The sequence below is a fragment of the Pseudomonas sp. FA117 genome (assembly GCF_057370475.1).
The window spans coordinates 4149703-4175391 of the sequence record NZ_CM170675.1 but is presented as its reverse complement, the minus strand read 5'-3'; the positions used below and the strand labels follow the sequence as shown (position 1 = coordinate 4175391).

General features: G+C 64.7%; 23 protein-coding genes. 12 read left to right on the top strand and 11 right to left on the bottom strand.

What is annotated here, in order from left to right; translation table 11 throughout:
- Position 1: 1 nt before the first annotated feature.
- Positions 2–1375: a TolC family outer membrane protein gene (locus AC1TXO_RS19290; RefSeq protein WP_486403211.1), complete on the bottom strand. Its 1374-nt coding sequence runs from the start codon at positions 1373–1375 to the stop codon at positions 2–4.
- Positions 1376–1845: 470 nt separating this feature from the next.
- On the opposite strand from AC1TXO_RS19290, the gene AC1TXO_RS19285 reads away from it, so the two are divergent.
- Positions 1846–8991, top strand: a complete 7146-nt coding sequence (locus AC1TXO_RS19285) for a retention module-containing protein (protein WP_486403210.1) — start codon at positions 1846–1848, stop codon at positions 8989–8991.
- A gap of 119 nt (positions 8992–9110) precedes the next feature.
- Here AC1TXO_RS19285 and AC1TXO_RS19280 read toward each other — a convergent pair whose 3' ends face one another.
- Together AC1TXO_RS19280 and AC1TXO_RS19275 are read right to left on the bottom strand one after the other, a co-directional pair.
- Positions 9111–9473, bottom strand: coding sequence for a YbaN family protein (locus AC1TXO_RS19280; RefSeq protein ID WP_486403209.1), 363 nt, complete (start codon positions 9471–9473; stop codon positions 9111–9113).
- A 9-nt stretch (positions 9474–9482) separates the two neighbouring features.
- Positions 9483–10070 carry a YecA/YgfB family protein gene (locus tag AC1TXO_RS19275; protein ID WP_186666848.1) on the bottom strand — a complete coding sequence of 196 codons (588 nt, stop codon included), beginning with the start codon at positions 10068–10070 and terminating at the stop codon, positions 9483–9485.
- Between the two features lie 244 nt (positions 10071–10314).
- On the opposite strand from AC1TXO_RS19275, the gene recQ reads away from it, so the two are divergent.
- From recQ to efp, 4 genes are all read left to right on the top strand, one after another.
- Positions 10315–12462, top strand: coding sequence for a DNA helicase RecQ (recQ, locus tag AC1TXO_RS19270; RefSeq protein WP_486403208.1), 2148 nt, complete (start codon positions 10315–10317; stop codon positions 12460–12462).
- A gap of 195 nt (positions 12463–12657) precedes the next feature.
- Complete coding sequence (locus AC1TXO_RS19265) at positions 12658–13095, top strand: MarR family transcriptional regulator (RefSeq protein ID WP_486403207.1); 438 nt, start codon at positions 12658–12660, stop codon at positions 13093–13095.
- 123 nt (positions 13096–13218) lie between these two features.
- Positions 13219–14349 (top strand): elongation factor P maturation arginine rhamnosyltransferase EarP, encoded by a 1131-nt coding sequence (gene earP / locus AC1TXO_RS19260; protein ID WP_486403206.1) that lies wholly within the window; start codon positions 13219–13221, stop codon positions 14347–14349.
- 48 nt (positions 14350–14397) lie between these two features.
- Positions 14398–14967: an elongation factor P gene (gene efp / locus AC1TXO_RS19255; protein WP_054891957.1), complete on the top strand. Its 570-nt coding sequence runs from the start codon at positions 14398–14400 to the stop codon at positions 14965–14967.
- Positions 14968–15043: 76 nt separating this feature from the next.
- Here efp and AC1TXO_RS19250 read toward each other — a convergent pair whose 3' ends face one another.
- From AC1TXO_RS19250 to AC1TXO_RS19240, 3 genes are all read right to left on the bottom strand, one after another.
- Positions 15044–15472, bottom strand: coding sequence for an organic hydroperoxide resistance protein (locus AC1TXO_RS19250; RefSeq protein ID WP_011532840.1), 429 nt, complete (start codon positions 15470–15472; stop codon positions 15044–15046).
- A gap of 128 nt (positions 15473–15600) precedes the next feature.
- Positions 15601–16056 (bottom strand): MarR family winged helix-turn-helix transcriptional regulator, encoded by a 456-nt coding sequence (locus tag AC1TXO_RS19245; RefSeq protein ID WP_486403205.1) that lies wholly within the window; start codon positions 16054–16056, stop codon positions 15601–15603.
- 57 nt (positions 16057–16113) lie between these two features.
- Positions 16114–17067, bottom strand: coding sequence for a LysR family transcriptional regulator (locus AC1TXO_RS19240; RefSeq protein WP_486403204.1), 954 nt, complete (start codon positions 17065–17067; stop codon positions 16114–16116).
- A 116-nt stretch (positions 17068–17183) separates the two neighbouring features.
- Here AC1TXO_RS19240 and AC1TXO_RS19235 point away from each other — a divergent pair, with 116 nt between their 5' ends.
- Complete coding sequence (locus AC1TXO_RS19235) at positions 17184–17933, top strand: sulfite exporter TauE/SafE family protein (RefSeq protein ID WP_486403203.1); 750 nt, start codon at positions 17184–17186, stop codon at positions 17931–17933.
- A 6-nt stretch (positions 17934–17939) separates the two neighbouring features.
- On the opposite strand, the gene AC1TXO_RS19230 is transcribed toward AC1TXO_RS19235, so the two are convergent.
- Positions 17940–18791 carry a LysR substrate-binding domain-containing protein gene (locus AC1TXO_RS19230; RefSeq protein WP_486403202.1) on the bottom strand — a complete coding sequence of 284 codons (852 nt, stop codon included), beginning with the start codon at positions 18789–18791 and terminating at the stop codon, positions 17940–17942.
- A 95-nt stretch (positions 18792–18886) separates the two neighbouring features.
- On the opposite strand from AC1TXO_RS19230, the gene AC1TXO_RS19225 reads away from it, so the two are divergent.
- Positions 18887–19102, top strand: coding sequence for a DUF1127 domain-containing protein (locus AC1TXO_RS19225; RefSeq protein ID WP_486403201.1), 216 nt, complete (start codon positions 18887–18889; stop codon positions 19100–19102).
- A gap of 34 nt (positions 19103–19136) precedes the next feature.
- Here the strand turns inward: AC1TXO_RS19225 and AC1TXO_RS19220 are convergent, their stop codons facing one another.
- The 4 genes from AC1TXO_RS19220 to AC1TXO_RS19205 all read right to left on the bottom strand — a co-directional run bounded on the left by AC1TXO_RS19220 (position 19137) and on the right by AC1TXO_RS19205 (position 21230).
- On the bottom strand, positions 19137–19814 hold the full coding sequence (locus AC1TXO_RS19220; RefSeq protein ID WP_486403200.1) for a response regulator transcription factor: 678 nt from the start codon (positions 19812–19814) through the stop codon (positions 19137–19139).
- Between the two features lie 7 nt (positions 19815–19821).
- On the bottom strand, positions 19822–20211 hold the full coding sequence (locus AC1TXO_RS19215; RefSeq protein WP_486403199.1) for an SH3 domain-containing protein: 390 nt from the start codon (positions 20209–20211) through the stop codon (positions 19822–19824).
- Between the two features lie 121 nt (positions 20212–20332).
- Positions 20333–20632, bottom strand: coding sequence for a YciI family protein (locus tag AC1TXO_RS19210; RefSeq protein ID WP_486403198.1), 300 nt, complete (start codon positions 20630–20632; stop codon positions 20333–20335).
- 1 nt (position 20633) lies between these two features.
- Positions 20634–21230: a septation protein A gene (locus tag AC1TXO_RS19205; protein ID WP_486403197.1), complete on the bottom strand. Its 597-nt coding sequence runs from the start codon at positions 21228–21230 to the stop codon at positions 20634–20636.
- A 67-nt stretch (positions 21231–21297) separates the two neighbouring features.
- Here AC1TXO_RS19205 and AC1TXO_RS19200 point away from each other — a divergent pair, with 67 nt between their 5' ends.
- From AC1TXO_RS19200 to rluB, 5 genes are all read left to right on the top strand, one after another.
- On the top strand, positions 21298–22158 hold the full coding sequence (locus tag AC1TXO_RS19200; protein ID WP_486403196.1) for a PHP domain-containing protein: 861 nt from the start codon (positions 21298–21300) through the stop codon (positions 22156–22158).
- Between the two features lie 13 nt (positions 22159–22171).
- Positions 22172–22801, top strand: coding sequence for an L-threonylcarbamoyladenylate synthase (locus AC1TXO_RS19195; protein ID WP_486403195.1), 630 nt, complete (start codon positions 22172–22174; stop codon positions 22799–22801).
- Positions 22802–22806: 5 nt separating this feature from the next.
- A complete protein-coding gene (locus AC1TXO_RS19190; protein ID WP_486406865.1) occupies positions 22807–23625 on the top strand; it encodes a segregation and condensation protein A in 819 nt (272 codons plus the stop codon).
- Between the two features lie 15 nt (positions 23626–23640).
- Positions 23641–24402 carry an SMC-Scp complex subunit ScpB gene (gene scpB / locus AC1TXO_RS19185; protein ID WP_486403194.1) on the top strand — a complete coding sequence of 254 codons (762 nt, stop codon included), beginning with the start codon at positions 23641–23643 and terminating at the stop codon, positions 24400–24402.
- A gap of 179 nt (positions 24403–24581) precedes the next feature.
- Entirely contained in the window at positions 24582–25664 is a 1083-nt protein-coding gene (rluB, locus tag AC1TXO_RS19180; RefSeq protein WP_486403193.1) for a 23S rRNA pseudouridine(2605) synthase RluB, read from the top strand.
- Positions 25665–25689: the final 25 nt, after the last annotated feature.

Here is a 25689-nt window from a genome sequence, read left to right as displayed (position 1 = left end):
CCTAGCGCATGTCGGGCAACTGGGCCTGGTTGCGCACCTCGGTCTTGGCGATGGCTTCCGGCGGCAGCGAGATGCGCTGCTTGCTCAGCAGCTCGCCCATGGTCGCCAGCACCCGGTACATGGAGAACTCTTCGGTGTAGCGCACTTCGGTGTAGCGACGGTTGGCGTTGTACAGTTCGTTCTCGCTGTCGAGCACGTCGAGCAGGGTGCGTTGGCCGAGGCCGAACTGGTCCTGGTAGGCGCCACGTACGCGCTGGGTGGTCTCGGCGTATTCGCGGGCGCTCGGGGTCTGCTTGCGCGCGTTGTTCATGGCGTTCCAGGCCAGGCTGAGGTTCTCGGTCAGCTCGCGCAGGGCATTGTTGCGGATGTCCATGGCCTGGTTGATCTTGTGCGCATCGGACTGCAGGCGGGCCTTGTCGCTGCCGCCACGGAACAGGTTGTAGCTGAGCTCGACGCCGGCCTGCCAGTCGTTGTTGCTGTGGCCGCGCTCGCCGCCCAGGTTGTTGTTGGCGCCGGTGGCCAGCACTGCGTCCAGGCGTGGGTAGAACGGCGACTTGGCCACTTCGTACTGTTTCTCCGCGGCATTGACGTCAGCCTGCGCGGACTTGAGGTACGGGTTGTTCTCGCGCATGCCCTGGCGGGCTTCGTCGAGGGTGCCGGGCATCTGGATCTTGATCGAGGTCGGCGTTTCCAGTTCGTCTGGCTGGCGACCAATGACGCTGTAGAAGTTGGCCTCGGCGTCGGCCAGGTCGACCTCGGCGGTGTCCAGGTTGTTTTCGGCCAGGGCGCGACGGGCGCGGGACTGATCAAGGTCGGCGGTGCTGCCCACGCCGCGCTCGCTGCGCAGGCCGATCTGGTCGTTGACCCGCAGGTGCGCCTGCAGGTTGTTCTTGGCCAGGGTCACCAGTTCGCGACGCTTGAGCACTTCCAGGTAGACCTCGATGGCGCGCAGGGCGACATCCTGGGCGATGGCCTGGGTGTAGTATGCCCGCGAGGTGGCCACCGACTCGGTCCGGCCGACTTCGTTCGAGGTGTTGAAGCCATCGAAGATCATCTGCCGCAGGCGCAGTTCGGACTGTGTGTAGCTGAGGGTTTCCTTGTTGTGGTTGCGCGTGCCGTCGGGGTTGATGCCGCGGGTGTTGAGGTTGTCCGAGCGCTGGCGCCCGTAGCCGGCCACCAGGTCGACCGTGGGGAAGTAGCCACCGCGTGCGAACTTCACATCCTCATCGGCCGACAGCTTGCTGTTGCGATTGGAGCTGATCTGAGGGTGGTAGTCCACGGCACTCTGGACGGCCTCGGTGATCGACATCGCCTGGGCGTTGGCACAGGCCATGGCCAACAGGATCGCACTGGTGATGGGGGTTAGAACGCGCATGGGGTACATCTCCCTGGTCTTGAATAAGGTGCTGCAATCGCCAAAAAAATGACGAAAAATGAAGTTGAAACCGTTTCAGGTTTGTAACAACAGAGCTAAGAACATTTAACGGGCGAGCTAAGAAGATTTTTTCATAAGGTCTATGCGAAAAAAAACTTATGCGGTCTAAGGAAAGCAAGACATTGTTCTATTCAAGCGCTCGGCTAAATCGGCTGCAGTACCTGATTTCCGGGCTTCGCAGAAAGTTCCAGATTTTTTGCAGCTAAGGACCCTGGAGAGGACAACAACGGCAGAATTTGGCGACAGAAAATTGGCATTCGAATAATGGCCAATTACCATTACTGCCCGTGTTGAGCTGTCCTGGTGAGTGAGCTTTCTCACCTTCGTGACAGACGCGAGACCCAACGGATCGCTTCCCGCATTACCTGGCCCCACTGCAAGAAGCCAATCGGCAGGGGAGGCGTGCGTTCATGGCTAAATCAATCGGCGTGGTCAGCAAGGTCGTGGGTCAGGTGTTCGCGGTAGGCGATGACGGCGCCCGGCGCTTGCTGGTGGAGGGCGACCGTCTGTTTGCCGGTGAACAGCTGGAAACCGGCGCGGCCGGTGCGGTGGCCGTGCGCCTGGGCAACGGCGCCGAACTGACGTTGGGGCGTGGCAGCAGCCTGGAGATGACCCCGGAGTTGCTGGCCAATCGCGCGCCTCATGTGCAGGCGCCCGACCCCGTGCCCAGCGAGGCGCAGCTCAGTGATGTCGAGCGTTTGCAGCAGGCCATTGCCGCCGGTGCCGACCCGACCCAGGACGCTGAGGCGCCGGCCGCCGGCCAGAGTGCCAACGGCGCACCGGGAGCACTGGGGGGCGGGCACAGCTTCGTGCTGCTCACCGAGGTGGCCGCGCGGGTCGACCCCACCGTCGGCTTCCCGACCGCCGGGTTCAATGGCATCCCGGAGCTGGCCAACCGTTACATCGGCACGCTGGACTTCGACAACAACGCCGCCCCGGGTATCAACCCGCCGCTGACGCCCCCGGTCAACCCTCCGGTCAACCCGCCCGTAACACCGCCGGACAACCCGGTGACCCTGCGCGGGCTCGACCTCAGCCCTGCGGAGCTGACCCTCGACGAAGCCAACTTGCCCCAAGGCTCGGCCAGCAATCCAGCGGCGCTGACCCAGTCGGGCAGTTTCACCGTGGTGGCGCCGGATGGGGTGTTCAACCTCAGCGTCGGCGGTATCAACGTGGTGACTGCAGGTGTGGTGACCGGCGTCGGCCAGTCGATCACCACCGGGCTTGGCAATCTGCTTACCATCACCGGCTACAACCCCGCGACCGGCGTGGTCAGCTACAGCTACACCCTCACCGGCGCCGAGCAGCACGCAGATGGCGCGGGCAACAACGTGCTCGGCGAGCACTTCCCGGTGCTGGTCAGCGACACCGACGGTGACGTGGCCAGCGGCTCGCTGGACGTGATCATCCGCGACGACGTGCCCACGGCAGTCAATGACAGCAACGCGGTGCATGCCACCGAGCAACACACCCAGCTCACCGGCAATGTGCTGGACAACGACATCCAGGGGGCCGACCGGGTGGTCGGCGGGCCTGTGGTGGCCGGGACCTTCGTCGGCACCTACGGCACCCTGGTGCTCGCCGCCGACGGCTCCTACACCTACACCCTCAACACCGAAGACCCGGACTTCAAGCAACTCAACGGCGGCGGACAGGGTGTCGAGACCTTTACCTACACCCTGAAGGATGCGGACGGTGACACCAGCAGTGCGACCCTGACCCTGAACATCACCAACCTCGACGATCCGGTGACCCTCGGTGGCCTGGATGTGAATGGTGGGGAGCTGACGGTCTACGAGAAGAACCTGGGCAACGGCAGCGCGCCGGACACTGCGGCCCTGACCCAGAGCGGCAGCTTCACCGTCAGCGCCCCCGATGGCCTGCAGAGCCTGAGCGTCGGTGGCATCAGCGTGGTCAGTGGCGGTGTGGTGGCGGGCTTCCCGCAGTCGATCACCACCGCCCTGGGCAACACCCTGACCATCACTGGCTTCAATCCGCTCACCGGTGTGGTGACCTACAGCTACACCCTGCTCGGCAACGAGGGCCATCCGGCGGGCGATGGGACCAACAGCCTGAGCGAGCATTTCAGCGTGATCGCCCAGGACACCGACGGTAGCAGCGCCACCGCCAGCCTGGATGTGAACATCGTCGACGACGTGCCCCAGGCGCAGCCTGACTCGGCCAGCGTGGTGGAAGGCGGTACGGTCAGCGGCAACGTGCTGCTCAACGATCAGTTGGGCGCCGACCAGGCAGGGACCGGCAATGTAGTGGTGGGTGCGCGGGCGGGGACCGACACCTCGACCTCGGCCATCGGCAATCTCAACACTGCGATCGGTGGCCTGTATGGCACCCTGACTATCGATGCCGCCGGCAACGCCACTTACCATGCCAACCCGAATGCCGTGGCGCCGCCCGGTGCTACCGACGTGTTCGTCTACACCATTCGCGACACCGATGGTGACGAGAGCACCACGACCATCACCATCAACGTCAAGGATTGCTCGCTGATCGCCGGGCCTGACGATGGCGTGACGGTGTACGAGAAAGCGCTGGACCTGGTGAAGGATGGCAATGACCTGGCCCCGGGCAATGTCACCGGTAGCGCGCCGGGCTCCACCGGCGAAACGGCTTCCGGTAGCCTGGCGGGCTCCGTGAGCGGTGGCGTCGGTGCCCTGACCTATACGCTGGTGGGCAGCGCAGTGGGCCAGTACGGCCAGATCCAGCTCAATGCCGATGGTTCCTACACCTACACCCTGACCTCGGCGCCGAAATCGCCGGATAACCTCAATGACGGGGCGAACAGTCTGACCGAGAGCTTCACCTACGAGGTGAAGGATTCGCTGGGCAATTCGACCACCAGCACCATCGTCATCACCATTGTCGACGACGTGCCCAAGGCGCACAGCGACTTCGCCAATGTCTTCGAGGGCGGTACGGTCAGTGGCAACGTACTGGTCAATGACGTGTTCGGCGCCGATGTGGTGGCCGATGGCAAATACGTGGTCGGGGTCCGCGCAGGCGGTGATACCTCCACGTCGGCCATTGGCCAACTGGGCGTCCAGGTGCTCGGCCAGTACGGTTACCTGACCCTCGATGCCCAGGGCAACGCGATCTATCATGCCAACCCCGACAGCGTCGCGCCGCCCGGTGCAACGGATGTGTTCGTCTACACCATCCGCGATGCCGACGGCGACGAGAGCACGACGACCATCACCATCGATATCCACGACTGCTCGTTGGTCGCGACGCCTGACGGCGGCGTGACGGTGTACGAGAAGGCACTGGACCTGGTCAAGGATGGCAATGACCTGGCGCCGGGTACTGTCACCGGCAGCGATCCGCACTCCCCGGGCGAGACGGCGTCGGGCTCGCTGGCCGGCTCGGTAAGCGGTGGTATCGGGGCGATGACCTTCACCCTGGTGGGCAATGCCACCGGGCAGTACGGGCAGATCCAGCTCAATGCCGACGGCTCCTACACCTACACCTTGACCTCGGCGCCGAAAACGCCGGGCAACGTCAACGACGGCACGAACACCCTGACGGAGTCCTTCACCTATCAGGTGAAGGATTCGCTCGGCAACTCGACCACCGGCACCATCGTCATCAGCATCGTCGACGATGTGCCCAAGGCGCACTGTGACGTGGCCAGCGTGACCGAAGGCGGCGTGGTCAGCGGCAATGTGCTGGACAACGACATTGTCGGTGCCGATGTGCGGGGGGACGGTCAGTACGTGGTCGGCGTGCGCGCCGGATCCGACACCTCGACCTCGGCACTAGGCCAGCTCGGCAGCCAGGTCATGGGCCAGTATGGCTACCTGACCCTCGATGCCCAGGGCAATGCGACCTACCATGCCAACCCCAACAGCGTGTCCCAGGCCGGTGCTACCGATGTGTTCGTCTACACCATCCGCGATGCCGATGGCGACGAGAGCACCACCACCATCACCATCAATGTGCACGACAGCAAGCTGGTCGCTTGCGAAGACAGTGAAGTGAAGGTGTATGAAAAAGCACTGGACCTGAACAAGGACGGCAATGACCTGGCCGCAGGCAATGTCACCGGCAGCGACCCGCATTCCACGGCGGAAACCGCGTCAGGCAGCCTCGTGGGCTCGGTAGGTGGTGGTGTTGGCGCGCTGAGCTTCAGCCTGGTCGGCAACGCCACCGGGCAATATGGGCAGATCCAGCTCAATGCCGACGGCTCCTACACCTATACCTTGACCTCGGCGCCGAAAACGCCGGGCAACGTCAATGATGGTGCGAACAGCCTGACCGAGTCGTTCACCTATCAAGTGACGGACTCGGCAGGCAACTCGACCACCAGCACCATCGTCATCACCATCGTTGACGATGTACCCAAGGCCCATTGCGATGTGGCCAGCGTCACCGAAGGCGGCGTGGTCAGCGGCAATGTGCTGGACAACGACATCGTCGGTGCCGATGTGCGGGGGGACGGTCAGTACGTGGTCGGCGTGCGCGCCGGCTCCGACACCTCGACCTCGGCAATAGGCCAGCTTGGCGGCCAGGTCATGGGCCAGTATGGCTACCTGACCCTCGATGCCCAGGGCAATGCGACTTATCACGCCAACCCTGACAGCGTGTCCAAGGCTGGCGGCACCGATGTGTTCGTCTACACCATTCGTGATGCCGATGGTGACGAGAGCACCACGACCATCACCATCAATGTGCAGGACAGCAAGCTGGTGGCCTGTGAGGATCGTGACGTCACCGTGTACGAGAAGGCGCTGGACATGGTCAAGGACGGCAACGACCTGGCGGCGGGCACGGTCACCGGCAGCGACCCGCATTCCACCGCGGAAACCGCGTCCGGCAGCCTGGTCGGTTCGGTTGGCGGCGGTGTAGGGGCGCTCACCTACAGCCTGGTCGGCAATGCGGTAGGCCAGTTCGGGCAGATTCAGGTCAACGCCGACGGCTCCTACACCTACACCCTCACTTCAGCGCCGAAAACCCCAGGGGGCGCCGATGATGGGGCCAACAAGGTCGTCGAATACTTCACCTACAAGGCCACCGATTCGCTGGGCAACAGTGTCACCAGCACCATCGCCATTTCCATCGTCGATGATGTGCCCAAGGCCGTGTGTGCCGAGCGCAACATCACGCCGGGCCAGGTGGATTCGAACATCCTGCTGGTGATCGATGTGTCCGGCAGCATGAACTTCGCCTCGGGTGTGCAGGGATTGAGCCGCCTGGCGCTGGCCAAGCAGGCGATCACTGCACTGCTGGACAGGTACGACGACATGGGCGACATCAAGGTGCAGATCGTCACCTTCGCCACCGGCGCGCAGGTCAAGACGCCGGTCTGGGTGTCGATCGCCGAGGCCAAGAGCATCGTCGCCGGGCTGAGCGCAGACGGCTCGACCTACTACGACTCGGCCGCGACCAAGGCGCAGGAGGCCTTTGCCACCAGCGGGAGGATCGAAGGCGCGCAGAACATCAGCTACTTCTTCTCTGATGGCGTGCCCACCAATGGCCATTCGATGACTGCCGTGCGGGAGACCGCTTGGGAGAGCTTCCTCGATAACAACGGGATCAAGTCCTACGCCATTGGCCTCGGCACCGGGGTGAATCAGGCCAACCTCGACCCGCTGGCCTACGATGGCAGCAGCCATGTCGATACCGACTCGGTGGTGGTCACCGACCTGAGCCAGCTCAGCGCGGTGCTGTCCGGCACAGTGCAGGGGGCGCCGATCACCGGCAGCCTGATGAGCGGTGGCCACTTCGGTGCCGATGGCGGCTTCATCAAGGCGCTGCTGGTCGATGGCGCTACTTATACCTTCGACCCGAAAGCCAATGCCGGCCAGGGCGGCTACACGGTCGCCGGTGGCCCGGACAAGGCCAGCTTCGACACCACCGGCAATACCCTGTCGATCAAGACTGCACTCGGCGGCACGCTGCTGGTGGACATGGACACCGGCGAGTTCACCTATACGCCGCCGAAGGATACCGGCAGCAGCCAGGTGGAGAAGTTCGGCTTCACCGTCAGCGACAACGACGGCGATACCAGCAGCGCCAACCTGGTGGTGAAGATCAACAGCAACAGTGCTCCCCTGGCCGGTGCCGACCACATCATCACCAACATCGCCGGCGCCAGCGTCACCGTACCGGCCGAAGCGCTGCTGGCCAGTGACAGCGATGCGGATCACGACCCCCTGAGCGCTGCGCCCATCACCTTCAACACGGGCTTTGCCGACAAGGGGGCGGGCTTCACGGCGGGCAGCCAGGCCCAGACGCTCAAGTTCGACGGCACTGGCAACCGGCCCGAGAACCAGCTCAAGGATCTGGCCCGCAGCGACTTCACCGCGATCTCAGGTTCCATGACTGCGGCACTGGTGATTGCCGGCTACCTGGGGGCGATCAGTACGGCCAACGCCAATGACGAAGACACCCTGACCGTCACCCTGCGCAAGGGCGAGAGCCTCAGCCTCGACCACGACCGCCCGGCAGGCAACCTGATGCTGGAGTGGAAGGATGCCAACGGCAGCTATCAACCCATTGCCGATGGCGGCAGTTTCACGGCCAGTCACGATGGGGTGTACAGCATCCATGTGATCAACAGCGAGAATGCCCAGGGCAACAGCAAGGCGGCCGAAAGCTACAAGCTGAGCATGGTCATCGACTACAGCCATGCCGAGAACGCGGTCTACCAGGGCAGCTACACCCTCAGCGACAACCACGGTGGCAGCGCCAGCGGGGCGGTGGACATTACCTACCAGGCCGGCAGCACGCTGCAGGGCACGGCGGGCGACGACGTGCTGCTGGCCGGCAATGGCGATGACACCTTGATCGGTGGCAACGGCCACGACGTGCTGGTCGGTGGCGCGGGGAACGACAAGCTGTACGGCGGGGAGGGCGATGACCTGCTGATCGGCGGGCCGGGCAACGATCTGCTCGACGGCGGGCCGGGCAACGATACCGCAAGCTACGCGTCGGCGACTGCCGGGGTGACGGTCGATCTCGGTCATGTCGGTGCGCAGAACACCGGTGGTGCAGGGCTCGACACCTTGGTCAGCATCGAGAACCTGATCGGCTCGGACTACAACGACACGCTGATCGGCAACGACGGGGACAATGTGCTCAGCGGTGGAATGGGGGACGACACCCTCATTGGGGGCGGGGGTAACGACATCCTCATCGGCGGGCCAGGCAACGACACCCTCACCGGCGGCAGCGGCAACGATACCTTCGTCTGGCAGAAAGGCGACACCGGGCACGACCGGGTGACCGACTTCACGCCGGGCGGCGACCGACTCGACCTGTCGCAATTGCTGCAGGGCGAGAATGCCACGGCGGCGTCACTGGACGACTACCTGCACTTCAAGGTCAGTGGCTCGGGCGCCAATGTGGTCTCGACCATCGAAGTCAGCAGTGTGGCGGGCGCTGCGGCGACCCAGACCATCGATCTTGCCGGCATCGACCTGGCCCAGCACTACGGGGTGACGGCAGGAGCGGGAGGCATGATCGCGGCGGGGCACGATACTGCGACTGTCATCAATGGCATGCTCAACGACCATTCGCTGAAGGTGGATACCGTGTAACGAGCGCTCCTGCCATCCCTGTGGGAGCAACTGTCTTGCTCAAGATCCAAAGGTCAGTCCAGGAATTGGGCTGGCCTCTAGATTTTGAACAAGACAGTTGTTCCTGCACAGGGGTGTGTTCAGGGCAGGCGCAGGGTCTTCTGCTTGAGGATGTAGAGGGTGACCAGTACGGCACTGGTGAGCATGAAGGCCCTGGCCCAGAACAGCGGCACCAGGTAGCAGGACAGGCCGATGCTCGCCCACATCAGGCCGATGGCGTAGACCTTGCCCTTGAGCGGGATGCCCTCACCGCTGAGGTAGTCGCGGATCCACGGCCCGAGCCTGGGGTGGTTCACCAGCCAGGCGTGGAAGCGCGGCGAACTGCGGGCGAAACAGGCGGCCGCCAGCAGCAGGAAAGGGGTAGTGGGCAACACCGGCAGGAAGATTCCCAGCACCCCCAGCGCGACACTGAGCCAGCCGACGGCCAGCAGCAGGTAGCGCACCACTGCGGATCAGTGGTGGCGCGGCTTGAGCAGGGCCGGTTTTTCTTCCGGTGCGTGCAGCAGCAGGAACAGCGCGCTCAGTGCCTCGGGGATCTGCACGACCATGTCGTCCTGCAGGTTGGCGTTGCTGGCGATGTCGGCAAATTCCGGCTGCTCGTCGAACAGGCCCGAGCCGACCATGATCGGCAGGAGCATTTCGCTGACTTCCTCTTCGGCGTTCTCGAACCAGGCCTCTTCACGCAGGAACACCCCCTCCATGAAGCCGATGCACCAGCCGCGCAGGTCGGAATCGTCCGGCTCGTCGGTCAGGTCCAGCTCACAAGGCAGGTCGAATTCTTCGTCGCTGGCCAGCTGGCGGGCGATGTGGCCCTTCAGCGCCACCAGCGTGGCTTCGATCTCGGTGCGCTGGGCTTCGCTGGCGTAGTGCGGTTCTTCGGCGAAGAGCGCGTCGATCCATTCGCGCTCGGGAACGTCCTCGGCGCAGATCGACAGCGCGGTCAGGTAGCCGTGTGCGGCGACGTAGTCCAGCGCTTCTTCGTGCAGCTCGTCGGCGTCGAGGAAGGCTTGCAGGCGGGTCAGTTGCTCGGCGAAGGACATTACAGGGCTACCTTGGGGGAATAAACGATAGTGAATTCTAGCACCTTGCGGCCTCGGCGGGGCAAAGGGAACGTCTGTCACCCAAGCCTGCCGCAGAGCGGGGCACTCGGGTATACTCCGCGGTTTTTCAAGCCAGGTGGCGTTTCACTGCCACCCGGTAAAAACCGCTTACGCATCCGGCGTGTGCGCGGCGGATTTATCGTCCAGCCTGTGTCCAGGATGGTACGGCGATTTGGAGTGGCAAATGCTCGAACAGGCTCAGCGCGTCCTCAAGGACATCTTCGGCTACGACAGCTTCCGCGGGCGCCAGGCAGCGATCATCGAATGCGTGGCCAACGGCGGCGATGCCCTGGTCCTGATGCCCACTGGCGGCGGCAAGTCGCTGTGCTTCCAGGTGCCGGGCCTGCTGCGCCCGGGCCTGACCGTGGTGGTGTCGCCGCTGATCGCGCTGATGGACGACCAGGTCGCCACCCTCGACGAGCTCGGTGTGGCCGCTGCGGCGCTGAACTCCACGCTCAGCGCCGAACAGCAGCGCGACCTGGCCGGGCGCCTGCGCCGTGGTGAAGTGAAGATGCTGTACCTGGCACCGGAGCGCCTGGTGCAGCCGCGCATGCTGGATTTCCTGCGCACCCTGGACATTGCCCTGTTCGCCATCGACGAAGCGCACTGCGTGTCGCAGTGGGGGCACGACTTCCGCCCCGAATACCTGCAGCTGGGCCAGCTCGCCGAGCTGTTCCCGCACGTGCCGCGCATCGCCCTGACCGCCACCGCCGACATGCGCACCCGCGAGGAAATCGTCCAGCGCCTGCACCTGCAGGGCGCCGAGCGTTTCCTGTCGAGCTTCGACCGGCCCAACATCTTTTACCGCATCGTGCCCAAGGAGTCGCCGCGCAAGCAACTGATGGCCTTCCTCGGCGAGCGTCGCGGCAACGCCGGAATCGTCTACTGCCTGTCGCGCAAGAAGGTCGACGAAACGGCCGCCTACCTGTGCGAGCAGGGCTTCCCGGCGCTGCCTTACCATGCCGGCCTGCCGGCTGAGACGCGTTCGGCCAACCAGCACCGCTTCCTCAACGAGGAAGGGCTGATCATGGTCGCGACCATCGCCTTCGGCATGGGCATCGACAAGCCCAACGTGCGCTTCGTCGCCCACCTCGACCTGCCCAAGTCGCTCGAGGCCTACTACCAGGAAACCGGCCGTGCCGGTCGTGACGGGCTGCCGTCCGATGCCTGGATGGCCTATGGCCTGCAGGACATGGTGATGCTCAAGCAGATGCTGCAGAACTCCGAAGGCGACGAGCGCCACAAGCGCGTCGAGCAGCACAAGCTCGATGCCATGCTGGCGCTGTGCGAGGAAACGCGTTGCCGTCGCCAGTCGCTGCTGGCGTATTTCGACGAAGTGCTCGAGCAGCCCTGCGGCCACTGCGACAACTGTGTCGACCAGGTGCAGACCTGGGACGCCACCGAGCCTGCGCGCCAGGCCCTGTCGGCGGTGTTCCGCACCGGCCAGCGCTACGGCGTCGGCCACCTGGTCGATGTGCTGACCGGCAAGGACACCGAGAAGGTACGCAGTTTCGGCCACGAGAAGCTGTCGGTGTTCGGTGTCGGCAAGGCCCTGGGCGAACATGAATGGCGCTCGCTGTTCCGCCAGCTGGTGGCCCGTGGCCTGGTGGACATCGACCTGGAAGGCTACGGCGGCCTGCGCCTGTCCGACAGCTGCCGGCCGCTGCTGCGCGGCGAGGTCAACCTGCAACTGCGCCGCGACCTCAAGCCGCAGACCGTGGCCAAGTCCTCGGGCAGCGGCGGTGGCAGCCCGGCCAGCCAGCTGGTGCGTGCCGAGGAGCGCGAGCTGTGGGAGGCGCTGCGTACGCTGCGGCGCAAGCTTGCCGAGGAGCACAGCGTGCCGCCCTACGTCATCTTCCCCGATTCGACCCTGCTGGAAATGCTGCGCAGCCAGCCCACCAGCCTCAGCGACATGGCCCAGGTCAGCGGTGTCGGTGCGCGCAAGCTCGAGCGCTATGGCCAGGCGTTCCTGGAGGTGCTCAACGGCGCTGGCGGCACCGAGGAGGCGCCGAAAGTGGTGCTCGACCTGCGCCACGAACTGGTCAGCCTGGCCCGCGCCGGCATGACCCCGGCGCAGATCGCCGGTCAGCTGAACTGCAGCGAGAAGAACGTCTACAGCCTGCTGGCCGAAGCCATCGGCCGCCAGGAACTGAGCCTGGAGCAGGCGCTGGATCTGCCCGAAGAGCTGATGATGGAAGTGCAGGACGCCTTCCTCGACGGCGAGGGCGAGCTGCCGCCGGTCTCGGCCATTGCACCGCAGTTCGGCCCGCGTGTGCCGGAAGGGGTGCTGTACTGCGTGCGTGCGGCGCTGGCGGCCGAATTCGAGCTGTGAGCCGGCGATGCCCGTTGTTCGAACGCCCCACTGCGGCGCGGTGCGGGCGTCGTCGATGGGCATGACATTCCGGTCAATCCTGACCTTTGTCACGCTTTTTGACGATTATCGGACGTTTCCCACCTGACGAACCTTGCCTGATCCCCCGGGGCATGATTAGCTGACTAATAATTAGTTCTATCGATCGAGTTGTTTATGCCCCTGACCGACAACCAACACCGCTTCGGCATGCAGCTGGCACAGATGTCCCGCGGCTGGCGCGCCGAGCTGGACCGCCGCCTGGCCGGGCTCAACCTGTCCCAGGCCCGCTGGCTGGTGCTGTTGCACCTGGCCCGTTTCGACGAGGCCCCTACCCAGCGTGAGTTGGCGCAGAGCGTCGGTGTCGAGGGGCCGACCTTGGCGCGTCTGCTCGACAGCCTGGAAACCCAGGGCCTGGTGCGGCGTCAGGCGGTGATGGAAGACCGGCGGGCGAAGAAGATCCTGCTGTGCCCGCCGGCCAAGCCGCTCATCGACCAGATCGAGACCATCGCCAACGCCCTGCGCGCTGAGCTGTTCACCGGTGTCGACGAGGCCGACCTGGAAGTGTGCATGCGCGTGCATGCCAGGATTCTCGACAATCTCGAGAAGCCCTGAGGGCAGCATTGCGACTCGAGCTTCAAGAAAACGGATAGCGTGCATGCGCCTTCCGTTTTTTTGTGCGCCTCGGGTGGCGGGCATTTTCCGAACACTGTTTTTTCGCGCGGCAAGGGGAGGGGCATGAAAGCCACCTGGGACATCTTCTGCACGGTCGTGGACAACTACGGCGATATTGGCGTGACCTGGCGCCTGGCGCGCCAGTTGGCGGGCGAGCATGCGCTGGCCGTGCGCCTGTGGGTGGACGACCTGCAGGCCTTCGCGCGACTGTGCCCGGAGGCCGACCCGCAGGCCGCGCAGCAGTGGCAGCAAGGTGTCGAAGTCCGGCATTGGGCGGCCCAATGGCCAGGGTGCGAAACTGCCGAGGTGGTGATCGGGGCCTTTGGCTGCCGCTTGCCGGGCGCCTATGTCGATGCCTTGGCCGCGCGCCCGACCCCGGCGCTGTGGCTGAACCTCGAATACCTGAGCGCCGAGGACTGGGTCGAAGGCTGCCATGGCCTGCCGTCGCCGCAGCCCAATGGCCTGCGCACGGTGTTCTTCTTCCCCGGCTTCAGCGACGGTACCGGCGGTTTGCTGCGTGAGCGCGAGCTGCTGGACAAGCGCGCAGCCCTGGAGAGCGATACCGCCGCGCGCCAGGCGTTTCTCGCTGGCCTGGGCGTACGGCAGGCGCCCGGTACGCGGCTGATGTCGCTGTTCGCCTACGAGAATGCGCAGCTGGGTAGCTGGCTGGACGCGCTCGCCACAGACGCTCATCCCACCCACTTGCTGGTGCCCGAGGGCCGTATCCTGGTGGACGTGCATGCCTGGCTGGGCGAGCCGCTCGGCGTTGGCCAGGTACGACAGCGCGGGGCGCTCACCGTGCAGGTGATCCCGTTCGTCAGCCAGGACGATTACGACCGCATTCTCTGGTGCTGCGATTTCAATGCGGTGCGTGGCGAGGATTCCTTCGTCCGTGCGCAATGGGCCGGGCGGCCTCTGCTGTGGCACATCTACGTGCAGGAGGAAAACGCCCACTGGGAAAAGCTCGAGGCCTTCCTGAAGATCTATCGACAGGGTTTGTCGGACGATGCTGCAGATGCACTGCTGGCACTGTGGCGCGCCTGGAACATGGACCGCGACATGGGCCAGGCCTGGCGCGGGGTGTTGAAACACTGGCCGCAACTGCAGGCGCATGCCCGGCAATGGGCGCAGATTCAGGCCGCTCGGCCGGACCTTGCCACAGCGCTGGTACAGTTTTACCGAAATTGGATATGATATGCGGCCTCGATTTTTATAAATCCATCCAGATTCGGATACTTCGTAATGAAAACTGGTAAAGAGCTGAAACCCGGTACCGTACTGCGGATCGACAACGACCCGTGGCTGGTTCAGAAAGCGGAATTCACCAAGTCGGGCCGTAACAGCGCGATCATGAAGACCAAGCTGAAGAACCTGCTGACCGGCTACAAGACCGAAACCGTCTACTTCGCCGATGACAAGCTGGACGACGTGATCCTGGATCGCAAAGAAGCGACCCTGTCGTTCATCAACGGTGACGAATACACCTTCATGGACACCACCGACTACACCATGTACGAGCTGAACGCCGAAGACATCGACGCCGTTCTGCCGTACATCGAGGAAGGCATGGAAGACGTCTGCGAAGCCGTCTTCTTCGAAGGCCGCCTGGTATCGGTCGAACTGCCGACCACCATCAGCCGCAAGGTCGTCTACACCGAGAACGCTGCTCGTGGCGACACCTCCGGCAAGGTCATGAAGCCTGCCAAGCTGGCTAACGGTACTGAAATCCAGGTCGCCGATTTCATCGAAATCGACGAGTGGATCGATATCGACACCCGCGACAACAGCTTCAAGGGCCGCACCAAGAAGTAATCCTTCTTGCGACCCACGAAAAACCCGGCCTAGGCCGGGTTTTTTTGTGTCTGCTGCAAGGCCGCTACGGGCTTGCTCAGACTGTCACGTGCAGGCGCACATCGACGTTGCCACGGGTGGCGTTGGAGTACGGGCAGACCTTGTGCGCCTTCTCCACCAGCCCTTCGGCATCGGCCTGGGCCAGGCCCGGCAGGTTGATGTGCAGGTCGATGTCCAGGCCGAAACCACCAGGAATCTGGCCGATACCGACCTTGGCGGTGATCGATGCGTCGGCAGGCAGGGCTTTCTTTTCCTGGCCGGCAACGAACTTCAGGGCGCCGATGAAGCAGGCCGAGTAGCCGGCGGCGAACATCTGCTCGGGGTTGGTGCCCTCACCGCCAGCGCCGCCCAGTTCTTTCGGGGTGCTCAGCTTGACTTCCAGCTTGCCGTCGCTGGAGCGGGATTTGCCGTCGCGCCCGCCGGTGGAGGTAGCTTCTGCGATGTACAGGGGAGTGACCTTTTGCATCTTGAGCCTCGCGTGTGTGCTGTGCGCCGTGGCGCTGGGTGGGTATGGGTTTAAATTAGCGCGCAATCATTTAGTGCGCAAGATAAATTTTCAACCATTCGTCCGACAGCCATCCCACAGCATAGCCGTCAGAGGGTTTTTTGCAGGCTGTTGCGCAGGTCCAGCAGTTCCGCCTGCAGCTTCTGCAAGCGCTCCACGGTGCGCCCGGAGGCCTCCAGGATGCAGTGCGGCACCTTGCGTGCTTCGTCGCGCAGGGCGCGGCCCTTTTCGGTCAGTTGCACCAGCACCACGCGCTCGTCTTCGCGGCTGCGGTTGCGCTGCAGCAGGCCTTCGCTTTCCAGGCGCTTGAGCAGGGGGGTAAGCGAGCCGGGGTCGGTCAGCAGGCGGTGGCTGATTTCGCCCACGGTCAGGCCGTCCTGCTCCCACAACACGAGCATGGCCAGGTATTGCGGGTAGGTCAGGCCCAGGGCCTGGAGCAAGGGCTTGTAGACCTTGGTCATCAGCAACGAGGTGGAGTGCAGGGCAAAGCACACCTGGTTGTCCAGCAGCAGCTCGTCGCACGGGGCTTTGGGGTCGGCGTTCATGCAGGTCCTTGAATGAGTTCAGTTAAGAATCTAGCACGCTGATCGTTAGCGCGCTCATCAACTACGCAGTCCACTGCGTAGCGCCAGGTCCCAGGGTGGGACCGGGCTGAAGCGGCTCTTGAGGAATTCGAGCAGCAAGCGGCTGCGAGAGTTCGTTTCATGTTCGAGTCGCAGTGCATAGATGCCGGTGGTTTCCGCTTCCGGCAGGCCGTTTTCGCAGAACAGCGGCAGCAGTTCGCCGCGCAGCAGGTACTCGCTGACCAGCCAGGTGGGCAGGTGGGCAATGCCCAGGCCGGCGAGCGCGCCGAACAGCAAGGTCTCGGCATTGTTGGCAGTCATGCGCAGGCGTGCCGGTCGATACAGGCGCACCTGGCCATCGACTGCGAAGCGCCAGGCGAAGGGCGGCGCGAGGCCGTCCCAGTCCAGGCCGTCGTGCTGTGGCAGTTCGCTGGGACAGGTCGGTACGCCGCGGGCAGCCAGGTAGGCCGGGCTGGCGCAGGCGATGCGCACCATGTAGGCCAGCGGCGTGGCCACCAACCGGGTATCGGCCAGGGTGCCGGCGCGCAGCACCAGGTCGACCTCGCCCAGGTGGCTGCCGTGCATGTCGACGAAGCTGTCGATCAGGCGCAGTTGCACATCGAGCCCGGGATACGCCACCAGGAAGTCGGCGATCGCCGGTGCCAGGTGGCGGCGGCCGAAGGCGGCCGGAGCGTCCATGCGAATCAGGCCTTCCGGCGCGTTGCTCAGCGACACCGCTTCGGCGCGGGCCAGGCGCAGCTCCTCGATGATGCGCCGGGCGCGTTCGGCGAAGGCGTTACCCGCCGGGGTCGGGCGTACGGCGTGGGTGCTGCGCGCGAACAAGCGGCTGCCCACGGCGTTCTCCAGGTTGTCGATGCGCCGGGCGACTGCCGAAGGCGTCAGCGGATGACGGCGCGCAGCGGCCGAGAAGCTGCCTGTTTCCAGGACATCGAGAAACAGGCTCAGTTGTTCGGTGAGGATATCGGGGCTCATGGCCACTCCCATGCTTGTGCGTATCACGCAAAGCCATTGTGCGCTGCTGTGCGTTTCCCTGCCAGCCTGCACTGGGTAGCATGCGCAGATTAAGAACGCAGTCGGATGAGGCGCTGATGATCGAGTGGTTGATGTACATCGTTTTGGGTGCCGCCCTGGGCACCATGGGAGGGTTGTTCGGCATCGGTGGCGGATTGATCGCGATTCCTGCGCTGGGCGTGCTGTTCGGCCTCGACCAGCAGTTGGCCCAGGGCACTGCCCTGGTGATGGTCGTGCCCAATGTGCTGCTGGCGCTGTGGCGCTACCACCAGCGCAACCGCATCGAGCTGCGTCATGCCGTGCCGCTGTCGCTGTGCAGCTTCATCTTCGCCTGGCTGGGGTCGATCTGGGCGGTAGGGCTGGACGCCCACGCCATGCGCCTGGGATTTGTCGCCTTCCTCGTGGCCCTGGCGGTATGGAACGTGGCGCGGATGTTCATGAAGGTCAGGCCGCCCAGCAGCCAGCTGCGCTATCCATGGCCGTGGCTGGGTGTACTGGGCTGCTTTGCCGGCAGCATGGGCGGGCTGTTCGGGGTAGGCGGTGCGGTGGTGGCCACACCGATCCTGACCAGCGTGTTCGGCACCACCCAGGTGGTGGCCCAGGGGCTGTCGCTGGCGCTGGCGGCGCCGAGCACCATGGTCACGCTGTTCACCTACGGCGTGCATGGCAGCGTCGACTGGCATGTGGGCATCCCCCTGGCGGTGGGCGGCCTGCTCAGCATCAGCTGGGGGGTGAAACTGGCCCATGCCCTGCCCGAGAAAGTGCTGCGTACGCTGTTCTGTGTGTTCCTGATCGTCTGTGCGGTGATGCTGGGGCTGGAGCTTTGACAGCGTTTACCTGAAGCCGTCGATCACATACTCGGCCATGCAGTCGGTGATCGGCGAGTGGCTTTGCGCATTGCGCAGCAGCATCACATTGGCCATCGGCAACTGCGGCAGGCCCTCGTCTTCGCCGAGGATGCACAGGGGATCGCTGATAAGGCTCTGCAACTGAGCGGTAACCGCCAGGCCCGCGCCGACGATGGCAAAGATTGCAGCCAGGCTCGGGCTTGTATAGGCGATGCGGTAGTCAATCCCCTGATGGTCCAGGGCGTTGCAGGCCCAGGAGCGGCAGAAACAGTCGGTGTTGAACATCGTCAGGGGCATCGGCCGCTGTTCATGGGGGCAGAAACCCTTGGCGGCTGCCCATACCAGGCGCTCCTGGCGCAGCAACTGACCCACCTCGGCACCTGGCTCGCGGGTGATGATGGTCAGGTCCAGGTCCTGGCGCTGCATCAACTGCTTCGATGGCTCGCAATGCACCTCCACCTGGATCAGCGGATAGCTGCTGGCGAAGCTGGCAAGAATCGCCGGCAGAAAGCGCATGGCGTAGTCGTCCGGTGTGCCGATGCGTACCACGCCGACCATGTGCGGCATGCGCAAGGTGTTGAACACCTCGCCGTGCAGCTTGAGGATGCGTCGGGCATAACCCAGCAGCACCTGGCCCTCGGCGGTCAGGCGCACCTGGCGTCCGTCGCGCTCGAACAGCTGGCGCTGGAGGACGTCTTCCTCCAGGCGTTTCATCTGCATGCTCACTGCCGACTGGGTACGGTTGACGACTTCCCCTGCGCGGGTGAAGCCGCCTTGTTCGGCGATGGCGACGAAGGTGCGCAAGACCTCGGCATCGAGGCTCTGGTAAGTGGACATTCATCAATCCTCAAGATGCAAGGCATCAGAAACATTCGTTGGATTGATCCTAAGCCTGGCGCGAGACTGAAACCACTCACACGGAGGGCTTCACGATGAAAGGTCATGTCGGCGTCACGCACGCTCCCTTCTCATTGGGCCAGCGACTCGCTCAGGCGCTTCAGCGACTGCTGCGCTGGCAGCAGTTGTACCGTCAGCGCCGGCAATTGGCCAGCCTCAGCGACGATGCGCTGCACGATCTGGGGTTGAGTCGGGCGGATACCCTGCAGGAGGTGGAGCGTCCGTTCTGGGGCGACCCATTGCGCAAATGAGGCGTCGCTGCGGAGCAGGGCCGCCCCACAGGATTTAAAGGCTGTAGTAGTAACCGCGGCTGCGCAGGGCGACGATGCGCGGGCGGCCGTCGGCGTGCGGGCCGATCTTCTTGCGCAGGTTGCTGACGTGCATGTCGAGGCTGCGGTCGTAGAGCGTCAGTTTGCGGCCCAGGCCGATCTGCGCCAGCTCCTGCTTGTCCAGGGGCTCGCCGGGTTGGCGCAGCAGGGCTTCGAGGATGCGGCTTTCCGAAAGGGTGAGGCTCATCTCGCGCTGGTCGATGCTGACCACCCCGCGCACGGGGCTGAAGGTCAGGTCACCGATTTCCATCTGGGTACTGGGCGCTGCCGGGTGGCTGCGACGCAGCACGGCGCGCAGGCGGGCGGTCAGCTCGCGCGGGTCGCAGGGTTTGGCCAGGTAGTCGTCGGCCCCCAGCTCGAGGCCGAGGATGCGGTCCAGCGGCTCGCCCCGGGCCGACAACATCAGCACCGGCAGCTCGGCGTGATCGCTGCGCAGTTGCTTGAGCAGCTCCAGGCCGCTGCCATCGGGCAGCATCACATCCAGCACCACCGCCGCCGGGGCGTGGGCGGCCAAGGCCTGGCGCGCGCTCTCGCCATCATGGCAGGCGCGGACCGCAAAGCCTTCCTGAGTCAGCCAACTGCCGAGCAGCTCGCACAACTCCTGGTCATCATCAATCAGTAACAGCTCGCTCATGACTCACTCAATTCAACCATTGTCGGCGTCTTCTGTGTCCGCCGCTGGCTAAGATACCGCAGACTACCGAGAACAGTGCAACGGCCGATCCGATCAGGAACCATTGTTGCTGCTCGGTGAGCAGGCGCAAGGGGCTGGCGGCCTGCAGTTTTTCCACTGCTGCCTGCAGGCGCTGGTTGTCCTGGCGCAGGCGTTCGAGCTGGCTGCTGTCGCGGGCGCTGCCGGCTTCCTGCAGTTGCCGGTTCAGGGCCGCGCGCTGTTTCTCGCTTTCATCCAGGCGCTGCTGCAGCTCGGTGATGCGCGCGCCGGCTTCCAGCGACAGGGGCTGTTCGGCGAGGGCGAGGGGGCTGAGCAGCGACAGGCAGAAAAGCAGCAGGGATATCGGACCTTGGCGCATCGGGACTCCTGATTCTTGTTCGATTCAGAAGGTTGTCGGCAGTGGGTCGCAATAAATGAATCCAGGGGTGTAGCGGCGCTGTTCGCAGGCGCGGTGTGCCGGCCAGCAGCGCCGGGCAGGCTCAGGGCAGCACTTGCTTGAACGGCTTGACCAGCACCTGCTCGTACACGCCGGCAGCGATGTACGGGTCGGCGTCGGCCCAGGCCTGGGCGGCCGCCAGCGAGTCGAATTCGGCGACGATCAGGCTGCCGCTGAAACCGGCAGCGCCCGGGTCGTTGCTGTCGATGGCAGGGTGCGGGCCGGCCAGCACCACGCGGCCCTCGGCCTTGAGCTGCTGCAGGCGCTCGAGGTGCGCAGGGCGGGCGGCCAGGCGCTTTTCCAGGGAGTTTTCGACGTCGCTGGCGATGATGGCGTAGAGCATGTCAATCCTTGGGTTTGGAGGTGGAGGGGTCGGTGTCGTGCAGGTGGCGCGACAGGTACACGCCCTGGGCCACCAGGAAGATCACGGTCATGCCCAGGCTGCCGAAGACCTTGAAGTCGACCCAGAACGCCTGGAAGGTGAAGGCGACGAACAGGTTGGCTGCACCGCAGACCAGGAAGAACAGGATCCAGGCGACGTTCAGGCGCGTCCAGATTGTATCCGGGAGTGTCAGGGCGTGGCCCATGATGCGTTTGATCAGTACCCGGTCGCCGATGAAGTGGCTGCCGGCGAAGGCCAGGGCGAACAGCCAGTTGACCACCGGCGCCTTCCACTTGAGGAAGGTTTCGCTGTGGAAGGCCAGGGTCAGGCCGCCGAACACCAGGCAAGCCACCAGTGTCAGCAACTGGCCCTTCTCGAGCTTGCGATGGCGCAGGAACAGCGCGCCGTAGACCACCACCGAGCTGAGGATGAGCATCGCCGTGGCGCTGTAGATACCGCCGAATTCGAAGCTTTGCCCGGCGAATTCGAGCGGACGTGGGTCCAGCTTGTAGACGATGAAGAACAGCAGCAGCGGGATGAAATCGATGAATTGTTTCACAGTGGCAGCCAGAAGCGGGATGTGACGGCATAATAACAAACATCGATTAAGGCGAAAGCGCTCCACCATGAATGTTGATCTGCACTGTCACAGCACCGCCTCCGACGGCGCCCTGTCGCCCACGGCACTGGTTGCCCGGGCCCACGAGCACGGAGTGCGAACGCTGGCGCTGACCGACCACGACACCCTCGAAGGCCTGCCCGAGGCACGCCAGGCCTGCCAGGCGCTGGGCATGCAGTGGGTCAGCGGGGTGGAGCTGTCGTGCACCTGGGGCGGGGCGACCATCCATGTACTGGGGTACAACTTCCCGCTCGATGCGCCGCCCTTGCTGACGGCCATCGAGCAGTTGCACCGCGGTCGCTGGCTGCGTGCCGAGGATATCGCCGGGCGCCTGGCGGGCAAGGGCATGCCCGGTGCGCTCGAGGGCGCGCGGGCCGTGCAGCAGGAGCTGGGCGATAGCGGCAACGCCCCGGCGCGTCCGCACTTTGCCGAGTTCCTGGTGCGCGCCGGGCACGTCAAGGACCGTGGCGAGGCGTTTCGCAAATGGCTAGGCGCCGGCAAGCTGGGCGACGTCAAGCTGCACTGGCCGACGCTCGAGGAAACTGTTGCCACGCTTCGTCAGTCCAACGCTTGGGTGAGCCTGGCCCATCCCATGCACTACGAACTGACCCGCAGCAAGCGCAGACGGCTGATCGCCGACTATATTCAAGCAGGAGGGCAGGCGCTTGAAGTGGTCAATGGCATGATGCCGCCCGAGCAAGTGGGCACGATGTCCATCCTTACCCGTGAGTTCGGCCTGCTGGCAAGTGCTGGCAGTGACTTCCACGGCCCCGGCACCTGGGGCGAGATCGGTGCCTACCGGCCACTGCCCGAGGACCTGCCACCTCTGTGGCGCCGATTCAGCCATGAACAGTCTATGGCGGTATGAACAGGACGATTACGTGAGTCAATTCTTCCAGATTCACCCGGAGAATCCGCAGCCGCGCCTGATCCGTCAGGCGGTGGAGATCATCCGCAAGGGTGGCGTGGTGGTGTATCCGACCGATTCGGCGTACGCCCTGGGTTGCCAGATCGGCGACAAGGCGGCGATCGAACGGGTCCGGCGCCTGCGCGGCCTGGACAAGACGCACAATTTCACCCTGATGTGCTGCGACATGTCGCAGCTGGGGTTGTATGCCAAGGTCGATACCGGCACCTTCCGCCTGCTCAAGGCCCATGTTCCCGGCCCGTACACCTTCATTCTCAACGGTACCCGCGAGGTGCCGCGCCTGTTGCTGCACGAAAAGCGCCGCACCATCGGCCTGCGCGTGCCGGACCATGCCATCACCCTGGCGCTGCTCGCCGAACTGGGCGAGCCGCTGATGAGCGTCAGCCTGATCCTGCCCGGCGACGATGAGCCGATGACCGATCCCTACGAAATCCGCGAACGCCTGGAGCATCACGTCGACCTGGTCATCGACGGTGGCTTCGGCGACCTGAAGGCGTCCACCATCATCGACCTGTCCGGTGACGAGCCACAACTGATCCGCGAAGGCTGCGGCGACCCGTCGCCCTTCCTGGTCGACGCGTGAGCCAGGTGCAGGCCCCCGAGGCGCCGACGGTCGAGACCGAGGCGCCGCAGCAACTGCAGCTGGCGCTGGTCTACGGTGAAGCCCTCACCGAAATGCCGGTCGACCTGTACATTCCGCCGGATGCCCTGGAAGTCTTCCTCGAAGCCTTCGAGGGCCCGCTGGACCTGCTGCTGTACCTGATCCGCAAGCAGAACATCGACATCCTCGACATCCCCGTGGCCGAGATCACCCGGCAGTACATGGGCTACGTCGAGCTGATGAAGTCGGTGCGCCTGGAGCTGGCCGCCGAATACCTGGTGATGGCCGCCATGCTCGCCGAGATCAAGTCGCGCATGCTGCTGCCGCGCTCCAGCGAGGTCGAGGAGGAAGAGGGCGACCCACGCGCCGAGCTGATCCGTCGCCTGCAGGAGTACGAGCGCTTCAAGGCCGCCGCCGAAGGTATCGACGAGCTGCCACGGATCGGTCGCGAGGTGCTGGTGCCGCAGCTCGAAGCGCCGCAGGCCAAGGTGCGCAAGCTGCTGCCCGAGGTCGCGCTGGAGGAGATCCTGCTGTCGATGGCCGAGGTCATGCGCCGCAACGACCTGTTCGAAAGCCACCAGATCACCCGCGAGACCCTGTCGACCCGCGAGCGCATGAGCGAGGTGCTCGAACGCCTGAAGGGGGGCGGCTTCGTGCCCTTCATCGAGCTGTTCAGCGTCGAGGAGGGCAAGCTGGGCGTGGTGGTCACCTTCATGGCGATTCTCGAGCTGGTGAAGGAATCGCTGATCGAACTGGTGCAGAATGAGCCTTTCACCCCGATCCATGTCCGTGCCCGGGCCGAATGACAGCAAAGAGCGCCGATGAACCTGAACGAACCCCGCGACCTGGCGTCGCTGATCGAGGCTTTCCTGCTGGCCTCCGGCAAGCCGCAATCCCTGGAGCGCCTCTTCGAATTGTTCGAAGAAGCCGAGCGCCCGGCGCCGGCCGTGTTCAGGAAGGCGCTGGAGGTGCTCGGCAAGTCGTGCAACGGCCGCGCCTTCGAGCTCAAGGAAGTTGCCAGCGGCTACCGCCTGCAGATACGTGAGGATTTCGCGCCCTGGGTCGGTCGCCTGTGGGAGGAGCGCCCGCAGCGCTACTCCCGTGCCCTGCTCGAGACCATGGCGCTGATCGCCTATCGCCAGCCCATCACCCGTGGCGAGATCGAGGACGTGCGCGGCGTGGCGGTGAACAGCAACATCATCAAGACCTTGATGGAGCGCGAGTGGATCCGCATCGTCGGCTATCGCGAAGTCCCGGGCCGTCCGGCGATGTTCGCCACCACCAAGGCGTTTCTCGACCACTTCAACCTCAAGAGCCTGGATGAGCTGCCGCCGTTGGCCGAGTTGCGCGAGATGGAGCCTGAGCCGGTGCTCGACGACCTTGACGATGCGCCCGTGCCGGCGCACCTGCAGGCGCTGGCCGATGCCAGCCTGGGTGAGGATGAGGAGGAGGGTGAAGCGAAGGAGGAGACCAGTTTCCGCAGCCTGCTGGTGGAGCTCGATGCCATGGAAGAAGGGCTCAAGACCGACTTCGATGACCTGCGCGAGGAAGAGGACGTGGTCGAGCCCGAGGACAAGCCCTGATTGGCGCCGCCCTTGTGTAGGCGCGATTGCCCGCGGCAAGGGCGACGCCGCTACACCACCGGGCAGAAAAACGCCCTCACCCCGATGCGCCAGCCCCATGAAACGCGTACAATGCGCGCCCCCTTGGCGCATCCGTCGCCAAACCGTTTTCACTACACCGTACACCGGGAGGTGCCCAGATGAGTGACAAAGACCTGCAGGAAACCCAACCAACCCCTCCGTCCGGCGAGAAGCTGCAAAAAGTCCTCGCGCGTATCGGCGTGGGCTCGCGCCGTGATGTCGAAGCCTGGATCAGCCAGGGCCGCATCAAGGTCAACGGCGTCGAGGCCACCCTCGGCCAGCGCGTCGACCTGCACGATGCCATCGCCGTCGACGGCAAGCTGATCAAGCGCGAGGAAGCCGCCGAGGCGACCCGCCGCGTGATCATGTACAACAAGCCCGACGGCGAGATCTGCACCCGTGACGACCCGGAAGGCCGCCCGACCGTGTTCGATCGCCTGCCGCGGCCGAAGGAAGGCCGCTGGATCAACATCGGTCGCCTCGACATCAACACCACCGGCCTGCTGCTGTTCACCACCGACGGTGAGCTGGCCAACCGCCTGATGCACCCGTCCTACGAGATGGACCGCGAATACGCGGTGCGTGTGCGTGGCGAGGTCGACGACGAGATGATCGAGCGCCTCAAGGCGGGCGTGATGCTCGAGGACGGCCCGGCCAAGTTCACCGACATCCAGAAGGCGCCAGGCGGCGAAGGCTTCAACCACTGGTACCACTGCGTGGTGATGGAAGGCCGCAACCGTGAAGTGCGTCGCCTGTGGGAGTCGCAGGGCATGGTGGTCAGCCGCCTCAAGCGCGTGCGCTTCGGCCCGGTGTTCCTCAACTCCGACCTGCCGATGGGGCGCTGGCGCGAAATGAGCCAGGGCGAGATCGACATCCTCGCCGCCGAAGTGGGGCTGCAGCCGGTGGCCCTGCCGCAGTTGAACCTCAAGGCCAAGGACAAGCTCGAGCGCCTGCAGCGCAAATCCACGCGCCCGATGGGCCGTGGCGAGCGCGTGCGCGACCTGCGCCCGGCCAAGGATGCGGGCGAGCGTCAGCCGCGCGCAGCCAGTGAGCGCCCGGCCCGTCCGGCCCGTGAGGAAGCGCCGCGCAAGGGTGGCCGTGGCAGCGCCGTGGCCGAGCGCCCGAGCGAGATGCGCAAGCGTCCTGCACGTGCCGAAGGCGACAAGCCAGCGGGTCGCGGTCGCGGCAAGCCGCGCGGCTGATCCCCTGATGCGGTGCCAGAGCCAG